This is a genomic window from Lentzea sp. NPDC092896 (assembly GCF_044754905.1).
Taxonomy (GTDB): domain Bacteria; phylum Actinomycetota; class Actinomycetes; order Mycobacteriales; family Pseudonocardiaceae; genus Lentzea.
Genome location: NZ_JBIVPX010000003.1, coordinates 928,473 through 944,868 on the forward strand (window position 1 = coordinate 928,473; position 16,396 = coordinate 944,868).

13 protein-coding genes are annotated in these 16,396 nt (G+C 68.4%); 9 read left to right on the top strand and 4 right to left on the bottom strand.

Going from position 1 to position 16,396, the window contains the following annotated elements:
• Positions 1 to 22: 22 nt before the first annotated feature.
• Genes purS through purL form a run of 3 tightly spaced genes read left to right on the top strand, consistent with a single transcriptional unit; the run spans position 23 to position 3,179 of the window.
• Positions 23 to 262, top strand: coding sequence for a phosphoribosylformylglycinamidine synthase subunit PurS (purS, locus tag ACIQF0_RS20370; protein WP_360040894.1), 240 nt, complete (start codon positions 23 to 25; stop codon positions 260 to 262).
• Positions 259 to 930, top strand: a complete 672-nt coding sequence (gene purQ, locus ACIQF0_RS20375; protein ID WP_401031296.1) for a phosphoribosylformylglycinamidine synthase subunit PurQ — start codon at positions 259 to 261, stop codon at positions 928 to 930. Before purS ends, purQ begins: the two co-directional genes overlap by 4 nt.
• Positions 927 to 3,179 (top strand): phosphoribosylformylglycinamidine synthase subunit PurL, encoded by a 2,253-nt coding sequence (purL, locus tag ACIQF0_RS20380; protein WP_401031298.1) that lies wholly within the window; start codon positions 927 to 929, stop codon positions 3,177 to 3,179. Before purQ ends, purL begins: the two co-directional genes overlap by 4 nt.
• 39 nt (positions 3,180 to 3,218) lie before the next feature.
• Here purL and ACIQF0_RS20385 read toward each other — a convergent pair whose 3' ends face one another.
• Together ACIQF0_RS20385 and ACIQF0_RS20390 are read right to left on the bottom strand one after the other, a co-directional pair.
• Complete coding sequence (locus ACIQF0_RS20385; RefSeq protein ID WP_401031300.1) at positions 3,219 to 4,010, bottom strand: lysozyme; 792 nt, start codon at positions 4,008 to 4,010, stop codon at positions 3,219 to 3,221.
• A 42-nt stretch (positions 4,011 to 4,052) separates the two neighbouring features.
• Positions 4,053 to 4,892 (bottom strand): aldo/keto reductase, encoded by an 840-nt coding sequence (locus ACIQF0_RS20390; RefSeq protein ID WP_401031302.1) that lies wholly within the window; start codon positions 4,890 to 4,892, stop codon positions 4,053 to 4,055.
• 78 nt (positions 4,893 to 4,970) lie between these two features.
• Here ACIQF0_RS20390 and ACIQF0_RS20395 point away from each other — a divergent pair, with 78 nt between their 5' ends.
• Complete coding sequence (locus ACIQF0_RS20395) at positions 4,971 to 5,870, top strand: LysR family transcriptional regulator (RefSeq protein ID WP_401031304.1); 900 nt, start codon at positions 4,971 to 4,973, stop codon at positions 5,868 to 5,870.
• An 850-nt stretch (positions 5,871 to 6,720) separates the two neighbouring features.
• Here the strand turns inward: ACIQF0_RS20395 and ACIQF0_RS20400 are convergent.
• Positions 6,721 to 7,569, bottom strand: a complete 849-nt coding sequence (locus ACIQF0_RS20400) for a hypothetical protein (protein ID WP_360040910.1) — start codon at positions 7,567 to 7,569, stop codon at positions 6,721 to 6,723.
• Between the two features lie 89 nt (positions 7,570 to 7,658).
• Between ACIQF0_RS20400 and ACIQF0_RS20405 the strand changes: the two genes are divergently transcribed.
• From ACIQF0_RS20405 to ACIQF0_RS20415, 3 genes are read left to right on the top strand one after another with little or no spacing between them, the layout of a single operon-like run.
• Entirely contained in the window at positions 7,659 to 8,477 is an 819-nt protein-coding gene (locus ACIQF0_RS20405) for an SAM-dependent methyltransferase (RefSeq protein WP_401031306.1), read from the top strand.
• Between the two features lie 54 nt (positions 8,478 to 8,531).
• Positions 8,532 to 10,697, top strand: a complete 2,166-nt coding sequence (locus ACIQF0_RS20410; protein WP_401031308.1) for a putative bifunctional diguanylate cyclase/phosphodiesterase — start codon at positions 8,532 to 8,534, stop codon at positions 10,695 to 10,697.
• A gap of 20 nt (positions 10,698 to 10,717) precedes the next feature.
• Positions 10,718 to 12,517, top strand: a complete 1,800-nt coding sequence (locus ACIQF0_RS20415; RefSeq protein ID WP_401031309.1) for a glycoside hydrolase family 15 protein — start codon at positions 10,718 to 10,720, stop codon at positions 12,515 to 12,517.
• Here ACIQF0_RS20415 and ACIQF0_RS20420 read toward each other — a convergent pair.
• A complete protein-coding gene (locus ACIQF0_RS20420) occupies positions 12,514 to 15,153 on the bottom strand; it encodes a glycosyl hydrolase 2 galactose-binding domain-containing protein (RefSeq protein WP_401031311.1) in 2,640 nt (879 codons plus the stop codon). The two genes, ACIQF0_RS20415 and ACIQF0_RS20420, sit on opposite strands and share 4 nt — an antisense overlap.
• A 150-nt stretch (positions 15,154 to 15,303) precedes the next feature.
• On the opposite strand from ACIQF0_RS20420, the gene ACIQF0_RS20425 reads away from it, so the two are divergent.
• Positions 15,304 to 15,894, top strand: a complete 591-nt coding sequence (locus tag ACIQF0_RS20425) for a DUF3558 domain-containing protein (protein ID WP_401031313.1) — start codon at positions 15,304 to 15,306, stop codon at positions 15,892 to 15,894.
• Between the two features lie 126 nt (positions 15,895 to 16,020).
• Positions 16,021 to 16,392: a WXG100 family type VII secretion target gene (locus ACIQF0_RS20430; RefSeq protein WP_401031315.1), complete on the top strand. Its 372-nt coding sequence runs from the start codon at positions 16,021 to 16,023 to the stop codon at positions 16,390 to 16,392.
• Positions 16,393 to 16,396 lie beyond the last annotated feature (4 nt).

The following is a 16,396-nucleotide window of genomic DNA, read 5'->3' on the forward strand; positions in this document are numbered from 1 at the left end:
CTGAACCCGGGAGCAGTCTGTCGTGGCCCGAGTCGTCGTCGACGTCATGCCGAAGCCCGAAATTCTCGACCCCCAAGGCCAGGCGGTGGCGAACGCGCTGCCTCGTCTCGGCTTTCAGGGTGTCCTCTCCGTCCGTCAGGGCAAGCGCTTCGAGCTGGAGGTCGCCGACGACGTCGACGACGCCACGCTCGCCAAGATCGCCGAGACCTTCCTCGCGAACCCCGTGATCGAGGACTGGACCGTGCGCAGGGTCGAGGCATGAGGGTCGGTGTCATCACCTTCCCCGGCACTCTCGACGACGTCGACGCGCAGCGGGCGGTCCGGTACGCCGACGGGGAAGCCGTGCCGTTGTGGCACGGGGATCACGACCTGAAGGGCGTTGACGCGGTCGTCGTGCCCGGTGGGTTCTCGTACGGCGACTATCTGCGGTGCGGTGCCATCGCGCGGTTCGCGCCCGTCATGCAGGAAGTGATCGAGGCCGCGAACAAGGGGATGCCGGTTCTGGGCATCTGCAACGGCTTCCAGATCCTCGCCGAGGCTCACCTGCTGCCAGGAGCGCTCACCCGCAACCACAAGCTGCACTTCGTGTGCCGCGACCAGTGGCTGAAGGTCGAGAACAACAGCACGGCGTGGACCGGCCGGTACGACCTGAACGCCGAGATCCTCGTGCCGCTGAAGTCGGGCGAGGGCGGCTACCAGGCCGACGAGGACACCCTCAAAGAGCTGGAGGACAACCACCGCGTCGTCTTCCGGTACGTCGGCGACAACCCGAACGGCAGCCGCAACAACATCGCCGGCATCACCAACGCCAAGGGGAACGTCGTCGGCCTCATGCCGCACCCCGAGCACGCCATCGACGCGCTCACCGGGCCCACGGACGACGGTCTGGGCGTGTTCCTGTCCCTGCTCGACACGGTGGTGAACGCGTGATCGACACCGTCAAGAACGCCGAGGCGACGCCCGACCAGGAGCAGCCCTACGAGGAGCTGGGCCTGAAGGACGACGAGTACGCGCGCATCAAGGAGATCCTGCAGCGCAGGCCGACCGACGCCGAACTGGCGATGTACTCGGTCATGTGGAGCGAGCACTGCTCCTACAAGTCGTCCAAGGTGCACCTGAAGTACTTCGGCGACACCACGACCGACGAGATGCGCGGCAAGATGCTCGCGGGCATCGGCGAGAACGCCGGCGTCGTCGACATCGGGGACGGCTGGGCCGTCACGTTCAAGGTCGAGAGCCACAACCACCCGTCGTACGTCGAGCCCTACCAGGGCGCCGCGACGGGCGTGGGCGGCATCGTCAGGGACATCCTCGCGATGGGCGCGCGGCCGCTCGCCGTCATGGACCCGCTGCGGTTCGGCAGGCCCGACGCCGAGGACACCAGGCGCGTCCTGCCCGGCATCGTCGCGGGTGTCGGCGGCTACGGGAACTGCCTCGGCCTGCCGAACATCGGCGGCGAGGTCGTGTTCGACGAGTCCTACCAGGGAAACCCGCTGGTCAACGCCCTGTGCGTCGGCGCGATGCGGGTCGAGGACCTGCACCTCGCGCACGCGAGCGGTACCGGCAACAAGGTCATCCTCTACGGCGCGCGCACCGGCCTCGACGGCATCGGCGGGGTCAGCGTCCTTGCGAGCGAGACGTTCGACGACTCCGCGGGCAAGCGCAAGAAGCTGCCGAGCGTGCAGGTCGGCGACCCGTTCACCGAGAAGGTGCTGATCGAGTGCTCGCTGGAGCTCTTCGAGAAGGGCATCGTCGCGGGCATCCAGGACCTCGGCGGCGCGGGCCTGTCCTGCGCGACGAGTGAACTGGCGTCCGCGGGTGACGGCGGCATGCACGTGTGGCTCGACCGCGTGCCGCTCAGGGCCACCGGAATGACCCCGGCAGAGATCCTGTCCAGCGAGTCCCAGGAACGCATGTGCGCGGTGGTCGAACCGGCCAACGTCGAGGCGTTCCTGGCCGTCTGCGCGAAGTGGGACGTCATCGCCACCGAGATCGGCGAGGTGACCGAAGGCGACCGCCTGGTCATCACCTACCACGACGAGGTCGTCGTCGACGTGCCTCCGCGCACCGTCGCGCACGAGGGCCCGGTCTACCACAGGCCGATCGAACGCCCCGCCGACCAGGACGAACTGCAGGCGAACACGCCGGACAGCCTCCCGCGGCCGGACGACCTGCTGGAACTGATCAAGATCATGGCGGCCAGCCCCAACCTGGCCTCCAAGAAGTGGGTCACGCAGCAGTACGACCGGTACGTCCGCGGCGGCACGGTGCTCGCGCAGCCCAGCGACGGCGGCATGATCCGGATCGACGAGGAGACCGGTCGCGGTGTCGCGCTCTCCACGGACTGCAACGGCCGCTACACCAGGCTCGACCCGTACGAGGGCGCGAAGCTCGCACTGGCCGAGGCCTACCGGAACGTGTCAGCCACGGGTGCCACCCCGGTCGCCGTCACGAACTGCCTCAACTTCGGCTCGCCCGAGGACCCGGCGGTCATGTGGCAGTTCGAGCAGGCCGTGAAGGGTCTCGCGGACGGCTGCGCGGAGCTGGGCATCCCGGTGACCGGCGGCAACGTCAGCTTCTACAACCAGACCGGCTCCACGGCGATCCTGCCGACGCCGGTCGTGGGCGTGCTGGGCGTGATCGACGACGTGCGGCGCCGCATCCCCACCGGGATCGGGGCCGAGGCCGGCGAGACGCTGCTGCTGCTCGGCGAGACGCGCGACGAGTTCGGCGGGTCGGAGTGGGCGCACCACGTCCACGGCCACCTGGGCGGACTGCCCCCGAAGGCGGATCTGCAGCGCGAGAAGCTGCTCAGCCAGGTCCTGGTCGCGGGTTCGCGGGACGGCATGGTCTCCGCCGCGCACGACCTGTCCGAGGGCGGTCTGGCCCAGGCGCTGGTCGAGACGTGCCTGATCGGTGAGGTGGGTGCGCGGGTCTTCCTCGAGGGCGACCTGTTCGTGCAGCTGTTCAGCGAGTCGGCCGGCCGCGTGCTGGTCGCCGTGCCGCGCACCGAGGAACAGCGCTTCGCCGACATGTGCACCGCGCGCCGCCTGCCGTGGCGCAAGGTCGGTGTCGTCGACCCGGAGTCGGACGCCCTGGAGATCCAGGGTCTGGGCGAACTCCCGCTGGACGAGCTCCGCGAGGCCTGGGAGGGCACCCTCCCGGCCCTGTTCGACTAGGGCGAGTGAGATGGCCCCGTCATCGCGACGGGGCCGTCTTCAGCTCGTGGCGATGCGTTGCAGCTGCTCGAACCGGCCGTTGAACAGGTTCTGGTCGCCGGGGAAGAGTCCGGCCGCCTGCCACTGCCAGATCGTGTGGAAGTCGAAGCCGACCGGCAGCGCGCCGAGCTTCGAGGTGTAGTGCGCGATCCACAACGGGTTGGTGTCGCCGAACTTCACCGAGCCGCCGACGCACTTGTTCCACCAGCTCGTGGACGTGTAGATCGCCGGATAACGCCTGGTGCGGGCGAAGACCGTGTCGCTGAACTCCTTGACCCACGCCGTCATCGCGGTCTGGTTCATGTTGTAGCAGGTCTCGCCGTACGGGTTGTACTCCATGTCGAGCGCCGGCGGCAGCGTCCTGCCGTCGCCCGACCACCCGCCGCCGTTGTCCACGAAGAAGTTCGCCTGCGCCACGCCGTTCGCGCGGTCCGGCAGCGCGAAGTGGTACGCGCCGCGGATCATGCCGATGCCGTAGGAGCCGTCGTACTGCTGGGTGAACTTCGGGTTCCGGTAGTGGACGCCCTCGGTCGCCTTGACGTAGGAGAACCGGGCACCTTTGTCCCAAGAGGACTTCCAGTCGACGTCGCCCTGGTGACTGCTCACGTCCATGCCGGGCACTTTGCCGTCGGTGGGAGGAGACTCGTCCGCGCGAAGGATGCCCGTTCCCTCGTGTTTGAGGATCTGGGATCCCGCGGTGTGGTCCGCGGAGCCCTCGGGCAAGGGCGCCGCGGACGCGGGTGCCGGCGTCATGCCGGCGACGATCGCCACGATGCTGATCAAGGTCCGCATGGGTTAGATCGTGCGACCATTTGTCGCAATTTGCTACCGGGGTCACCCGTCCAGGCGGGACAACTCCTCGGCGGACAACTCCAGGTGGGTGGCCGAGGCGGAATCCGAGATGCTCGCCGGGCGAGAAGCACCCGGAATGGGGACTACCACTTCGGACTTCGCGAGCATCCACGCGAGACAGACCTGGTGGGCGCTCACGCCGTGGGCCTCGCCGACCTCCTTGAACGGACCGGCCAGCGCCCCCGCCTTGCCGATGCCGCCGAACGGGCTCCACGGCAGGAAGGCGATGCCGAGCTTGTCGCACAGCTCCAGTTCGGGCTCACTCGATCGGAACGACGGCGAGAACTGGTTCTGCACGGCCGCGAGCCGTCCGCCGAGGATCTCGTTGGCGAGCACGATCTCCTCGGGGTTGAAGTTCGAGACACCCGCGTAGCGGATCTTGCCGCTGTCCAGGATCTCCTTCAACGCCCCGACCGACTCCGCGATCGGCGTCTTCGGGTCGGGCCGGTGGAACTGGTAGAGGAAGATCTGGTCCACGCCGAGCCGCCGCAACGACCCGTCGACGGCCTTGAACAGGTACTCCGGGCGTCCGTCGAGCTCCCAGCCGCCGCCAGGCACGCGCGTGTGCCCGCCCTTGGTCGCCACGAACACCTCTTCGGAACGGCCGCGCAGCCCTTCGGCGATGAGCGACTCGTTGTGGCCGAAGTCGGTGTCGTCGAGCGAGTAGGCGTCGGCGGTGTCGATGAACGTCACGCCCGCGTCCAGCGCGGCGTGGATGGTCTCGATCGCCTGCGCGCGCTCCGGCCTCCCCTCGATGGAGATGGGCATGCCGCCCAGGCCGATGGCGCTGACTTCCACTTCTCCGATGCGACGCTTCTGCATGTCCTCCACTCTGGACCCTGACGATTAAGCTGTCCAACGCAGAGAAGTGATCTCATTCAGCAACGACGGTGATGAATTGTGGAACTCAGACAGCTTCAGTACTTCATCGCGGTCGCCGAGGACTGCCACTTCACCAGGGCCGCGGGCCGGATGCACGTCACCCAGTCCGCGCTGTCGGCGTCGATCAGGGCGCTGGAGATCGAGCTCGGCGCGCCGCTGTTCCTGCGCACCACCCGCCAGGTCGAGCTGACCCAGGCCGGACGGGCCCTGCTGCCAGAAGCCCGGCGTGCGCTGTGCAGCGTCGAGTCGGCCAGGGACGCGGTCGCCGCCGTCCAGGGGCTGCTGCGCGGCACGTTGTCCGTCGGCAGCCTGCAGTGCCTGCACGTGGTGCACCTGCCCGCCGTGCTGGCGCGGTTCCACGAACTGCACCCCGGCGTGGAGATCAGGATGCGCCAGTCCGGCAACGCCGAACTGGTCGAGGACGTTCGCGCGGGCCGCCTCGACCTCGCGTTCGTCACGCGGCAGCCGAAGATCGCCGACGACCTGCGAACGTCCACTTTGGCCAGTGAACCGCTCGTGCTCGCGTGCGCGCCGGAAAGTCTGTTCGCCACCAGGGAATCGGTGGGGCTGGACGAGCTGGCGGGTCAGTCGTTCGTCGACTTCAACGCCGACTGGGGCACGCGCGACGAGGTCGACCGCGCGCTGGCCGCGGCCGGGGTCGAGCGGCACGTCGCCGTCGAGGTCAACGACGTGCACTCACTTCTTGACTTCGTCGCGTTCGGACTCGGGGTCGCCCTCGTCCCGCAGTCCTTCGCCGTCAAGACCGAACGCGCGCACTTCGTCGGCCTTCGCGGCGACGTAGACGTCCCCGTCGCGGAAACGGTCGTCGTCACGGCCGGCACCGTCGGAGCCGCCGCCGGCGTCCTGCTCGACATGGTCTTCGAGGCGAGGTCGGGCCGGCTGCACGTCGCCAGTTAGCGCCCAGCCCTCGTACGTGGTGCGCAACGCGGTGCCGGGCAGTAGTTCCAGCTCTCCGCGCAGGTCGGCGGGGGCGGGATCGACGAGTGCGAGGAACCGCCCGACCTTCGCGCCGCGCACGTCGAGCTGGCCCTTGAAGGTCACCTCGCTGAACGCGATGCCTCCCTCGAAGTTCGACCAGCTCAGGTCGAACCGCCCGTGGAAGGTCGAGCCGGAGAACAGCGTCGTGCTCTGCACGTCGGCCCGCGGGAACCGGGTGATCCCGTAGAAGTGGGCCCGCCGCGCGATGAACCTCTTGATCCGGCGCCCGTCGAGCTCGAAGTACTCCAGCGAGGCACCGGTCAGGTCGAGGTCGTAGTAGATCTTCTTCTTGTCGCCCCAGGACAACAGGTCGCGGATCAGCCGTTGCGCGGTGCGCCGGACCTGCTGTTCCCGCTGCTCGTCAGGGGACTTGACGTACACGGTGTCCGGGTCGGCGCCGTTCTCGTCCCACGACGGGTGGTGGAAGGGCCTGCGCAGGTAGGCGCACAGGACGTCGAGGACCGTCTGCCTGTAGCGCGGCGTCGAGTTCGCCAGCCACACCAGCGAGTGCATCGCCCCCACCCGCACCTGGTCGGCCTCGTTGCCGAGCATCTCGACCGAGCGCGCGAACCGTTCGTCGGCCACCTTCTCGCTCTCCAGCGAGTGCTTGCGGTCGTTGAGCCACAACGCGTACAGCGCGATGATCGCACCACCGGCGACACCGGCCGTCTTCACGATCTCGACGGGCGGGGCCTTGACGAGGTAGAGGAGAACCGCGGTCGCCCCTGTCACCACGACGGCGGACAGCACCGCGGCCAGCCACTTCACGTCAGTTCCTCCACGCTTCGGGAAGATCGGGTTGCACGGCGAACGTACAGCCGTCGGCCTTCACCTCTGCCCACTCCGAGTTCGCGAACTTGGTCTCGCCGCCGAACTTCGTGTCCGTGAAGATGGCGATCCCCTGCGCCTTGAACCTGCTGAACCAGGCCCTGCCCACGATCTCCGTGTGGTGCATGTGGAAGCGGCCGTTCATCGTGGCCTCGGTGACGTAGAAGTGGCCGTGGATCTTCATGTGGTGGAACGAGTTGGAGTCCTCGAAGTGGGCGACGCGGATGTAGAGGTCGCCGACCTGCCGGTACGACAGGTCCATGAACTCGAGGTGCGCCTTGGTGAGGTTGAGGTCGTAGATCGGAGGGTTCTTCACCTCCAGGCGCGGCAGCAGGTCCTCGATCAGCCGCTGCGAGGTGAGCCGGACCTCCAGCTCGATCTCCTCCGGGTCGTTGCGCGTCTTCTTGTACGGCTGGCGCAGGTACGCGCAGAGGATGTCGAGCACGGTCTGCGTGTACTCGACCCTGGACTTCGCGAGGCCTGCGAGCGCGTGCATCGCGCCCACGCGCACCTGGGCCGTCTCGTGGCCCAGCAGCTCCACGGCGCGTGCGAACCGTTCGTCGGCCACGCGGGACCTGTCGTGGTCGATGCGCTGGCTCTCGATCTCCTGACGCGCCTCCTCGACCTTGCGGCGCCGGTCGTTCAGCCACAACGCGTAGAGGGCGACGATCGCACCGCCCGCGAGACCGCCCGTCTTGATCGCCTCGTGCTTGGGCGCGCCGGGGTCCAAGAGCAGGAGCACGCCGCCGACCAGCACAAACACGCCGATGGACGCGAGAATGGTCGACAACAGCAAACTTTTCCTCACGAGGTCGGCATTCTGCCAAGCGGCGGGTGCATGATGGGCGCGAACGGTACGAACGCGGGTGGGGTGAGCGGGTGGAGCGGCCGAACTGGGCCCCGGGGGACATCGACCTGGAACGGCCGAGTGTCGCGCGCGTGTACGACTACTGGCTCGGCGGCGCCCACAACTTCGCCGCGGACAGGGCCGTCGCCCAGAAGACCCTGGAGACGATGCCGGAGATCCGCGACGTCGTCCTCAACCACCGCGCGTTCCTGCGCAGAGCCGTCCGCTACCTGCTCGGTCAGGGCGTCCGGCAGTTCCTGGACCTCGGTTCCGGCATCCCGACCGTCGGCAACGTGCACGAGATCGCGCAGGCCGCCGATCCCGGCGCCCGGATCGTCTACGTCGACATCGACCCGGTCGCCGTCGCGCACAGCCGTTCGATCCTCACCAGCAACGGGCACGTGAGCGTGCTGCAGGCCGACGTCCGCGACTGGGCGAGCGTGCTGGCCTCGGACGAGGTCGACAAGCAGCTCGACTTCGACGAGCCGGTCGCCGTGCTGATGATCGCGTTGCTGCACTTCGTGTCCGACGACGAGGACCCCTGGGGCATGATCGGCGGCTATCGCGACCACCTGGCTCCCGGCAGCTTCCTCGCGCTCTCCCACGCAGGCTACGAGGCTGACGAGGAGACGGACGCGTCACGGGCGGCGCGCAAGATCTACAACCGCGACGTCACGAGCACGACGTTCCGCGACAGGTCGGAGTTCGGCCGCCTGTTCGACGGGTTCGCCTTGGTCGAGCCCGGGGTGGTCAGGGTGCCCGCCTGGCATCCGGAGTCACCCGCCGACATCGGGGAGTCCGGCGGGCGCTTCCCGGGCTTCGCCGCGCTGGGCCGGAAGGAGCAGAGATGACTCCGGACGGCGACCGGCCGTATGCTGCGCGTTCGTGGGGTTAGGGCCGAGAAGATGACCGATCGGGTTGACCACCGGGTGCGTGAGGACCGCTCTCCTTTGGACCCGGCCGTACTGGCCGGTGCCGAGTCGTTCGCGCGCAGCTGGGCCACGGCCGTGATCGGGTCGAGCTACGTGCCCATGACCAGGGCCGAGGTCGCCCAGCACCTCCAGGACCTCACCGAGCTGCTCGTCGAGGCGCTGTTCGCGAGCCCGTTCCGCACGGCACCCGGCTACGAGATCGGCTCACGGCTGGTCGACGCGCACTTCACCGGCACCGACACGCTCGGCCGCACCGTCCAGCTGCTCGGCGACGACCTGCTGGGCGAGCTGGGCTTCCCCGGCGACGAACGGCTGCAGTCCCGGCTGGCGGCTCTCCAGGGCGCGCTGGCCGCCGGATACGCCCGCGCGTTGCGGGAACGCACCCTCGCCGAGCAGGAGGCGATCAGGGCGGCCGTGCTGGACGCCCGCGACCAGGCGGAGGCGGCGCTGCGGGCCTCGGAGGCCCGGTTCCGCGCGATGTTCACCGAGGCCGCGATCGGCATCGGCATCGCGGCCATCGACGGCCGGATCCTGGACGTCAACCAGGCCCTGCAGGACATGCTCGGGTTCAGCGTCGAGGAGATGCGCCAGTACAACGTGCGCGACCTCATGCACCCCGAGGACGCGGGCAGCGTGTGGCGGCTCTACGACCAGCTCATCGCGGGCGAGTGCGACCACTACCGGGCCGAGAAGCGCTTCCACCGGGCCGACGGCGAGCAGGTGTGGACGCACCTGACGTTGTCGCTGGTCCGCGACGACCACGGCGAGCCGCAGTACCAGGTCGCGATGATCGAGGACGTCACCGACCGCCACCTGCTGCAGAACCGGCTGCGCTACCAGGCGCTGCACGACCCGCTGACCGGCCTGCCGAACCGGGCGCTGTTCCTCGAACGCCTCGGGCGCGTGTTCAACAACCGCGCCAAGCACGTCCGTGCCGGTCTCTGCTACCTCGACCTCGACGGTTTCAAGGTCATCAACGACTCGCTGGGCCACGACATAGGGGATCAGCTGCTGGTCGAGGTCGGCCGCCGGCTCGACCACTCGGTGTCCGGCGAGGGCAAGCTGGTCGCGCGCATGGGCGGCGACGAGTTCGTGATCCTGGTCGAGGGCTCGTCCGGCGAGCAGGACATCGTCGACGTGGCGGGCCGGGTGCTGACCGAGCTGGAGGCGCCGATCCGCATCGCGGGCCACGAGCTGTCGGTGTCGGCGTCGATCGGCATCGTCGAACGGCAGCTGTCCGGCACGACGTCGGCGGACATGATGCGCGACGCGGACATCACGCTGTACTGGGCCAAAGCCGACGGCAAGGCGCGCTGGGCGCTGTACGACCCGGAGCGCAACGCCCGCGAGGTCGCCAGGTTCACGCTCTCGGCCACGATGCCGCGTGCGTTGGAACGCGGCGAGTTCTACGTCGAGTACCAGCCGCTGGTGCGCCTGGAGGACTCCACCGTCACCGGTGTCGAGGCCCTGGTCCGCTGGCAGCACCCGGAGTTCGGGCGGCTCGCGCCGGACCGGTTCATCGAACTGGCCGAGGAGACCGGCCTGATCGTCCCCTTGGGACGGTGGGTGCTGCGCAAGGCGTGTGAGGAGGCCCGGCGCTGGCTGGAGGAGTTCGGCGACGCGGCCCCGTTCGTGTCGGTGAACCTGGCCGTGCGGCAGTCCCGCGACCCCGAGCTGGTCCGCGACGTGAAGCAGATCCTGGACGAGTGCGCGCTACCGCCGCACCACCTGCAGCTGGAGCTCACCGAGTCGGCGATCATGGGCACCGCCGACGAGCCGCTGGAGGCGCTGCGGGCGTTGTGCGACATGGGTGTGCGCATCGCGATCGACGACTTCGGCACCGGCTACTCGAACCTGGCCTACCTCAAGCACCTGCCCGTGCACGAGCTGAAGATCGCCGGCTCGTTCATGGAGGGGCTGCGGGCCGAGAACGAGGAAGACCCGGTCGACTCGCAGATCGTGGCGACGCTGGTGCAGCTCGCGCACGCGTTGTCGTTGGGCGTCACGGCCGAGGGCGTGGAGACGCCTGCTCAGGCCGCTCGCCTGTTGCGTCTTGGGTGTGACACGGGGCAGGGCTGGTTCTTCGCTCGGCCCGGTCCGCCGGAGAACATCGACAGCCTGTTGCGTGGTGATCTCTAGCTCGGGGAACACCTCAGGGCATGAAGTCATTGGCCCTGGTCGTGCTCCTGCTCGTCATGTCGGCCCCGATCGCCCGTGCCTCCGCCGAGGTGGTCCCGCTGCCCGCCGACAAGCAGGGCTTCGGCACGGCCAGGTCCGCGGCGAGCCCCGTGTGGTTCACGCTCGGACACCAGGGCCTCTCCGAGATCTTCTTCCCCGACCTGAGCACGCCCGCTACTCGTGAGACGCGGCTGCTGGTCGACGGAAAGCCTGGTCAGGCCTACACCGAGCCCGCCGACGACAGGTCGCTGACGTTCCGGCAGAAGCTGCGTGGCGACGGCTGGCGGGCCGAGATCACCTACGTCACCGACCCGCGGCGCGCCGCCGTGCTCGCGGACGTGGAGCTCACGGCGCAGCGCCCGGTCCGGCTGTCGGTCGAGCACGTGCCGATGAAGGGCTCCAGCCAGGTCGCGAGCACCTTGCCGACCGAGCCGGTGCGACGCGCGCACGGCACGTTCGCGGTCGGGTTCGGCGAGGGCGTTGCCCAGGCCGCGCTGGATCGCGGATTCCGCTCCGCCGCCAGGGAGTACGCGCAGGGCTGGCACTCCTACCTCGATGGCCTGAAGCGGCCGAAGTCGGCGGACCGGCGGCTCTACGACATGTCCGTCATGGTGCTGGCGGCGACGGAGGACAAGACCCACCCCGGTGCGTCGATCGCGTCGCCGAGCTTCCCGTGGGCCTTCGGGTCCGACCGGGAACTGGCACCGGAACTCGGCCCGTACGCGCTGGTCTGGCCGCGCGACCTGTACCACGTGTCCACGGCCATGATCGCTGCCGGCGATCGCGGCTTCGCCGGACGCGCACTGGACTTCATGCTGCGCGAGCAGCAGGAACCGGACGGGCACCTGCCGCAGAACACGCGGGTCGACGGCACGCCGGTGTGGACCAAGGTCCAGCTCGACCAGACCGCGGCACCGCTCCTGCTCGCCTGGCACCTGGACCGGGAGGACAGGTCCACAGTGGACTCGCTGCGTCGTTCAGCCGACTACCTGCTGAGCTACCCGAACTCGCCGTTCAGCGAGCAGGAGCGGTGGGAGAACCAGGACGGCTACTCGCCCGCCACCATCGCCTCGGTGGTCGCTGGGCTCGTGTGCTTCGCGGATCTGTTGCAGCGCAACGGGGAGAACGCGGACCGCTATCTCGCGGCCGCCGACGAGTGGCAGAGCAAGGTCGAGGGCTGGACCGCGACGACCACCGGGCCGTACTCGCCGAAGCCGTACTACCTGCGGCTCACCAAGGACGGAAAGCCCGATCAGGGCACCAGGTACAACCTGGGTGACAACAACCCGACCGACATCGACCAGCGCGCGGTCGTGGACCCGAGCTTCCTCGAACTGGTGCGACTCGGCGTCAAGCGCGCCGACGACCCGGTCGTCCGCACCACCGTCGCCGTCGTCGACCAGCAGTTGAAGGAACAGGGCTACTGGCACCGGTTCACGCAGGACGGCTACGGCGAGACCGCGGACGGCAGGCCGTGGGGCATCAACTGGCCGACACCGACCCGGACCTACGGCCGGTTGTGGCCGTTGCTGAGCGGTGAACGCGGCGAGTACGAACTGCTGGCCGGTGACAGGGCCGGTGCGGCCCAGCGCCTCAGGCAGATCGCCGCGACCGCGAACAGCGGCCTCATGCTGCCCGAACAGGTGTGGGGTGGCCGCGGAACCGAATCGGCCACCCCACTCGCCTGGACGCACGCGCAGTACGTGCGGCTGGCGTGGTCGCTCGACGCGGGCCGTCCCGTGGAACGCCCCGCCGTCGTCGCGAACCGCTACTCGCGCTAGCGCTTGCTCACGTTGTGCCCTGAGACCTCGACCACCGGCTGTGCGCCGCCGAGGTCGGACGTCCGGTACTCGGCCCGGATCGTCTGCGTCTCACCGGGGAACAGCGTGATGTAGTTGTCGGACCAGTCGGCCGGCAGCACTTCGGGACCACCCTGGCCCTTGCGCAGCGAGGCGCGCAGGAAGAACGCCACGGACGTGCCGGTGTTCTTGATGGTCACGCTGGTGGCCTGCTTGCCGTTCGTGCCCGGCGTCGTGGTGGTGGACACCGACACCTGGCCCGCCTTCAGGCTGCTCAACGACTTCAGGTCCGTGTACTGGGCCTGCGGCGTGTAGTACCAGTCGCCGCCGTTGTAGTTCAGCGTGTCCGCCTTGGTGGACAGCCAGTAGACGTTGCGGTCGACCTCGTTGCCGTTCGCGTCCTTCAACAGCAGCCGCACGAAGTACGCCGACGAGAGGCCGGACGGCTGCGGGAGGTTGCCGACCCGTACGGAACCGTTGGCCTTGGCCGGAACCGAACGCGTCTCGTTCGCCTTCTGCGTGCCGTCGGAGTTGAAGACCGTCACCTGCAACTGCAGACCCTGCTTGGCTTCCAGGCCCATGTTCACCACGGCGAGCGACTTGTCGTCGTAGGAGTACTGGGCGTGCAGCGCCTTGTTCGCCGTCTTGGCACCGAAGTACGACCCCGCGGTCGCGAGGTTGTAGTTGTAGAGGTGCCAGAACAGCTTGGGCCACGGGTCGTTCTGCATCCAGTAGATGACGCCCTGCGCCTGGTTCGCGCCGGTGTCGGAGAAGTCGCGGCCGAACGCCTCGAACTGCGCGCGGTTCGTCTCGTACTGCTGCAGCTGGGACTTCTTGACGAAGTCGTCCACGTTGGACGGCTTGCCGTAGCGGTTGTCGAGCGCGGTGCCCCAGAAGCCGATCTTGCTGAAGTTGCCGGACGGCGACAGGTGGTACTGCGACGCGTTGTAGTCCGTCAGCTTGTTGATCTCGGCCTGGCTCAGGAACTTCTTGAGCTCGTCCATCTCCGGGATCGCGAGGCCGGGGCCGATCTCGGACGCGAAGCCCGCGGAGCCGCCCTTCTGGTTGTTGTACCAGTAGACCGGCGGCTCCCACCAGTACGGGCCGTCCATCTTCATGCCCGAGTCACCGAGCTGCGGTGAGCTGCGGCGGGCGGCGGCCGTGACGATCGGCGTCTGCCAGTCGGCGCGCTTCAACGCGTCCAGGTAGATCGTCTCGACGGCGGCGACCGGGGCCTCGTCCGAGCCGATCAGGAACGTGAACACGCTGGGGTGGTTGCGGATCCGCTTGGCCTCGCCCTCGGCGGACGCGCCGGCGACCCTCTTGTCCTCCGCCGTGTAGCTGCCGGTGCTCTGCCACTTCGAGCAGCACTCCCAGCCGGTCATCAGCAGGATGCCCGCGCGGTCGGCCAGGTCGTAGATCTCGTCGTTCTCCGGCTTGCCCTCGAGCCTGATCGTGTTGAGGCCCATGGACTTCGTCAGCTGGATCTCGTCGGCGATCTTCTGCACGTTGGTGCGCAGGAACAGGTCCGACGCCCAGCCGCCGCCGCGGATCAGGATCGGCTTTCCGTTGATCTGGTACTGGATGTTGCCGCTGACCATCTTCGAGGTGACCTCGCGGATGCCGAACGTCGTCTTCTGCTGGTCCGACGCCGCACCGGCCACCGTCGCGTTCGCCGTCGCCTCGTACAGCGGCTGCGCGCCCATCTGGTACGGCCACCAGATCTGCGGGTTGGTCACGGTGAGCGGGAACGTGACGGTCTTCGTCTCGTTCGCGGCCAGGCTCACGTTCTGGCTGTAGTTCTGGCCCGCCGCGCTGCCGGCGACGGTCGTGGTGACCGCGCTGCCGGTGTTGTTGCGCGCGTCGACCTTCACGGTGACCGTGGCGCTGTTCAGGTTCGGCAGCGGCAGGTCGCTCAGCACGTGCAGGCCGCGCAACGAGACCGCGCCGCTCTGCGCGATGTCGACGTCGCGGAAGAGGCCCTGGTTGCGGTCGGGCGGGAGCTGGGACCAGTCGATGAAGTGGATCACCAGGTCCTTGGCGGGATCGGACGGCGACGCCTTGATGGCAAGCGCGTTGTCGCCCTTGCGCAGCAGGCTGGTGACGTTGAACTCGAACGTCGGGTACGCGCCGATGACGGTGTCGGTGCCGGCGACCTTCGTGCCGTTCAGCCACACCTCACCGCGGGAGATCACGCCGCCGTTGAGCTTGAGGAACGTGTTCACGCCCGGCTGCGGGTCGGCCTGGAAGACCTTGCGGTACCACCACGGCACCTTGAAGTCGCCGGCGTTGGCCTTCTTCAGGTTCTCCGAGTAGTTGACGTCCCCGTACTTGTTGTTCGCGATGAGCCCGGCCATGACGGTCGACCGCGCGGGCACGGTCAGCCAGCCGGTGTCGGTGTAGGCCGGGCCGGAGATCACGCTGCCGGACTGCGTGGCGGTGGCGCTGGACTGCATGCGCCAGTCGGGGATGGTGGAGGTCTGTCCTGGGGCGGCGGCCACCTTGAGCGCCGCTCCGGTGCCGGGCACGGGGCCCGCGTTGGCTGAGGTACCTGGCACCAGCAGGGCCAGACCCACCGCCGCCACGACCAGAGTCGGTAGTGGTCGGTTGCGCAGCATGTCGCTCCTCGACGCATCGGGGCGGCGGCGCTTCGGGGTATCGTAAAGAAGGTTTCCTTTTTGTGAGGTCACCGGCAATGCGTCGAACGGGTGACGCGGGACACGTCGTTGCGCACCCTCCGTGCCCGGTGATCCGATATTTTGGCCGTCATGCGTCGACTTGCCGTCCCGTTCCTGCTGGCAGCGGTCCTGACCGGGTGTTCATCCACAGAACCGGGCACGCCGTCCGCAGGGGATCAGAGCAGCTCCGCCCCGACGACCGGAACTTCTGCCGGTACTCCGGTGAACAGGCCCAAGGCCGTCGACCTGACGACCGTCGACCCGTGCTCGCTGGTCGCGCAGGACCAGAGGGCCGCTCTGGGTTTGAGCAAGGTCGAACCGGGTAATCCGCTCCCCGATTACGGGGAGGGGAGCAAGCGGTGCAACCAGACGTACGCCTCCGTCAAGTTCGTGTCGAGCATCCACACGCTTCTCAACGGCGGAGTGGACAGGCTGAAGCAGACGACGGGTGAGGCGAAGCTCACCGCCCTCCAGGTCGCCGGGTACCCCGCGTACCTGACGCAGCGGGAGGCGCCGGGCGGCGCCCCGGTCTGCGAGATCTACCTCGACGCTCACGACGGCCAGTTGTTGCTGGTGGACGCGGGTGGGGTGTTCGGCGAGAAGGGCAACACGCCGGAGGCCGCCTGCACGCACGCCAAGGCGCTCGCGGAGGCCGTCGGCACCGCGTTGGCGACCAAATGACAGTTGAGTAGAAGTACGCACCTTGTACCGGGAACCGGTCACTCGCGTAATGCATCAGAGCTAAAGTCGTCCCAAAAGCACACGCGGCCCGATTTTCTGGGGGGCCGTCACTGAGGAGGGTGTGCCGTGTTTCTCGCGGATGGTGGTGGAGGCGCGTCGTCGCCGCCTGAGTTCGGGCAGCGCAAGCTCAAGGTGGACCCGTCCGCCATTCCCCAGGCGAGGAAGGCCTTCGAGCAGGCGCTGGCGGAGTTCGAAAGCAAGATCACGCACGCGGTGAACGACCTGCCCACCAGGCCGTGGGCGGGCGACCCGATCAGCAGCGAGACCTCGAAGGCGTTCAACGACCAGACGTCCGACAAGGCGCTCGCCGCGCTCGACTTCTACAAGAAGCAGCTCGTCGGCGTGATCGACCAGCTCAAGATGATCGAAGAGCAGTACCGCCAGACCGAGGGCGACAACGCCGCCATGTGGGGCAAGCACCTGCGGGACCAGGACTGAGAGG

Excerpts from the sequence above, each read along its gene's own strand:
- purQ (WP_401031296.1), top strand. The coding sequence starts at position 259 with ATGAGGGTCGGTGTCATCACCTTCCCCGGCACTCTCGACGACGTCGAC.
- ACIQF0_RS20385 (WP_401031300.1), bottom strand. The coding sequence starts at position 4,010 with ATGCGGACCTTGATCAGCATCGTGGCGATCGTCGCCGGCATGACGCCG.
- ACIQF0_RS20390 (WP_401031302.1), bottom strand. The coding sequence starts at position 4,892 with ATGCAGAAGCGTCGCATCGGAGAAGTGGAAGTCAGCGCCATCGGCCTG.
- ACIQF0_RS20410 (WP_401031308.1), top strand. The coding sequence starts at position 8,532 with ATGACCGATCGGGTTGACCACCGGGTGCGTGAGGACCGCTCTCCTTTG.
- ACIQF0_RS20415 (WP_401031309.1), top strand. The coding sequence starts at position 10,718 with ATGAAGTCATTGGCCCTGGTCGTGCTCCTGCTCGTCATGTCGGCCCCG.
- ACIQF0_RS20420 (WP_401031311.1), bottom strand. The coding sequence starts at position 15,153 with ATGCTGCGCAACCGACCACTACCGACTCTGGTCGTGGCGGCGGTGGGT.
- ACIQF0_RS20425 (WP_401031313.1), top strand. The coding sequence starts at position 15,304 with ATGCGTCGACTTGCCGTCCCGTTCCTGCTGGCAGCGGTCCTGACCGGG.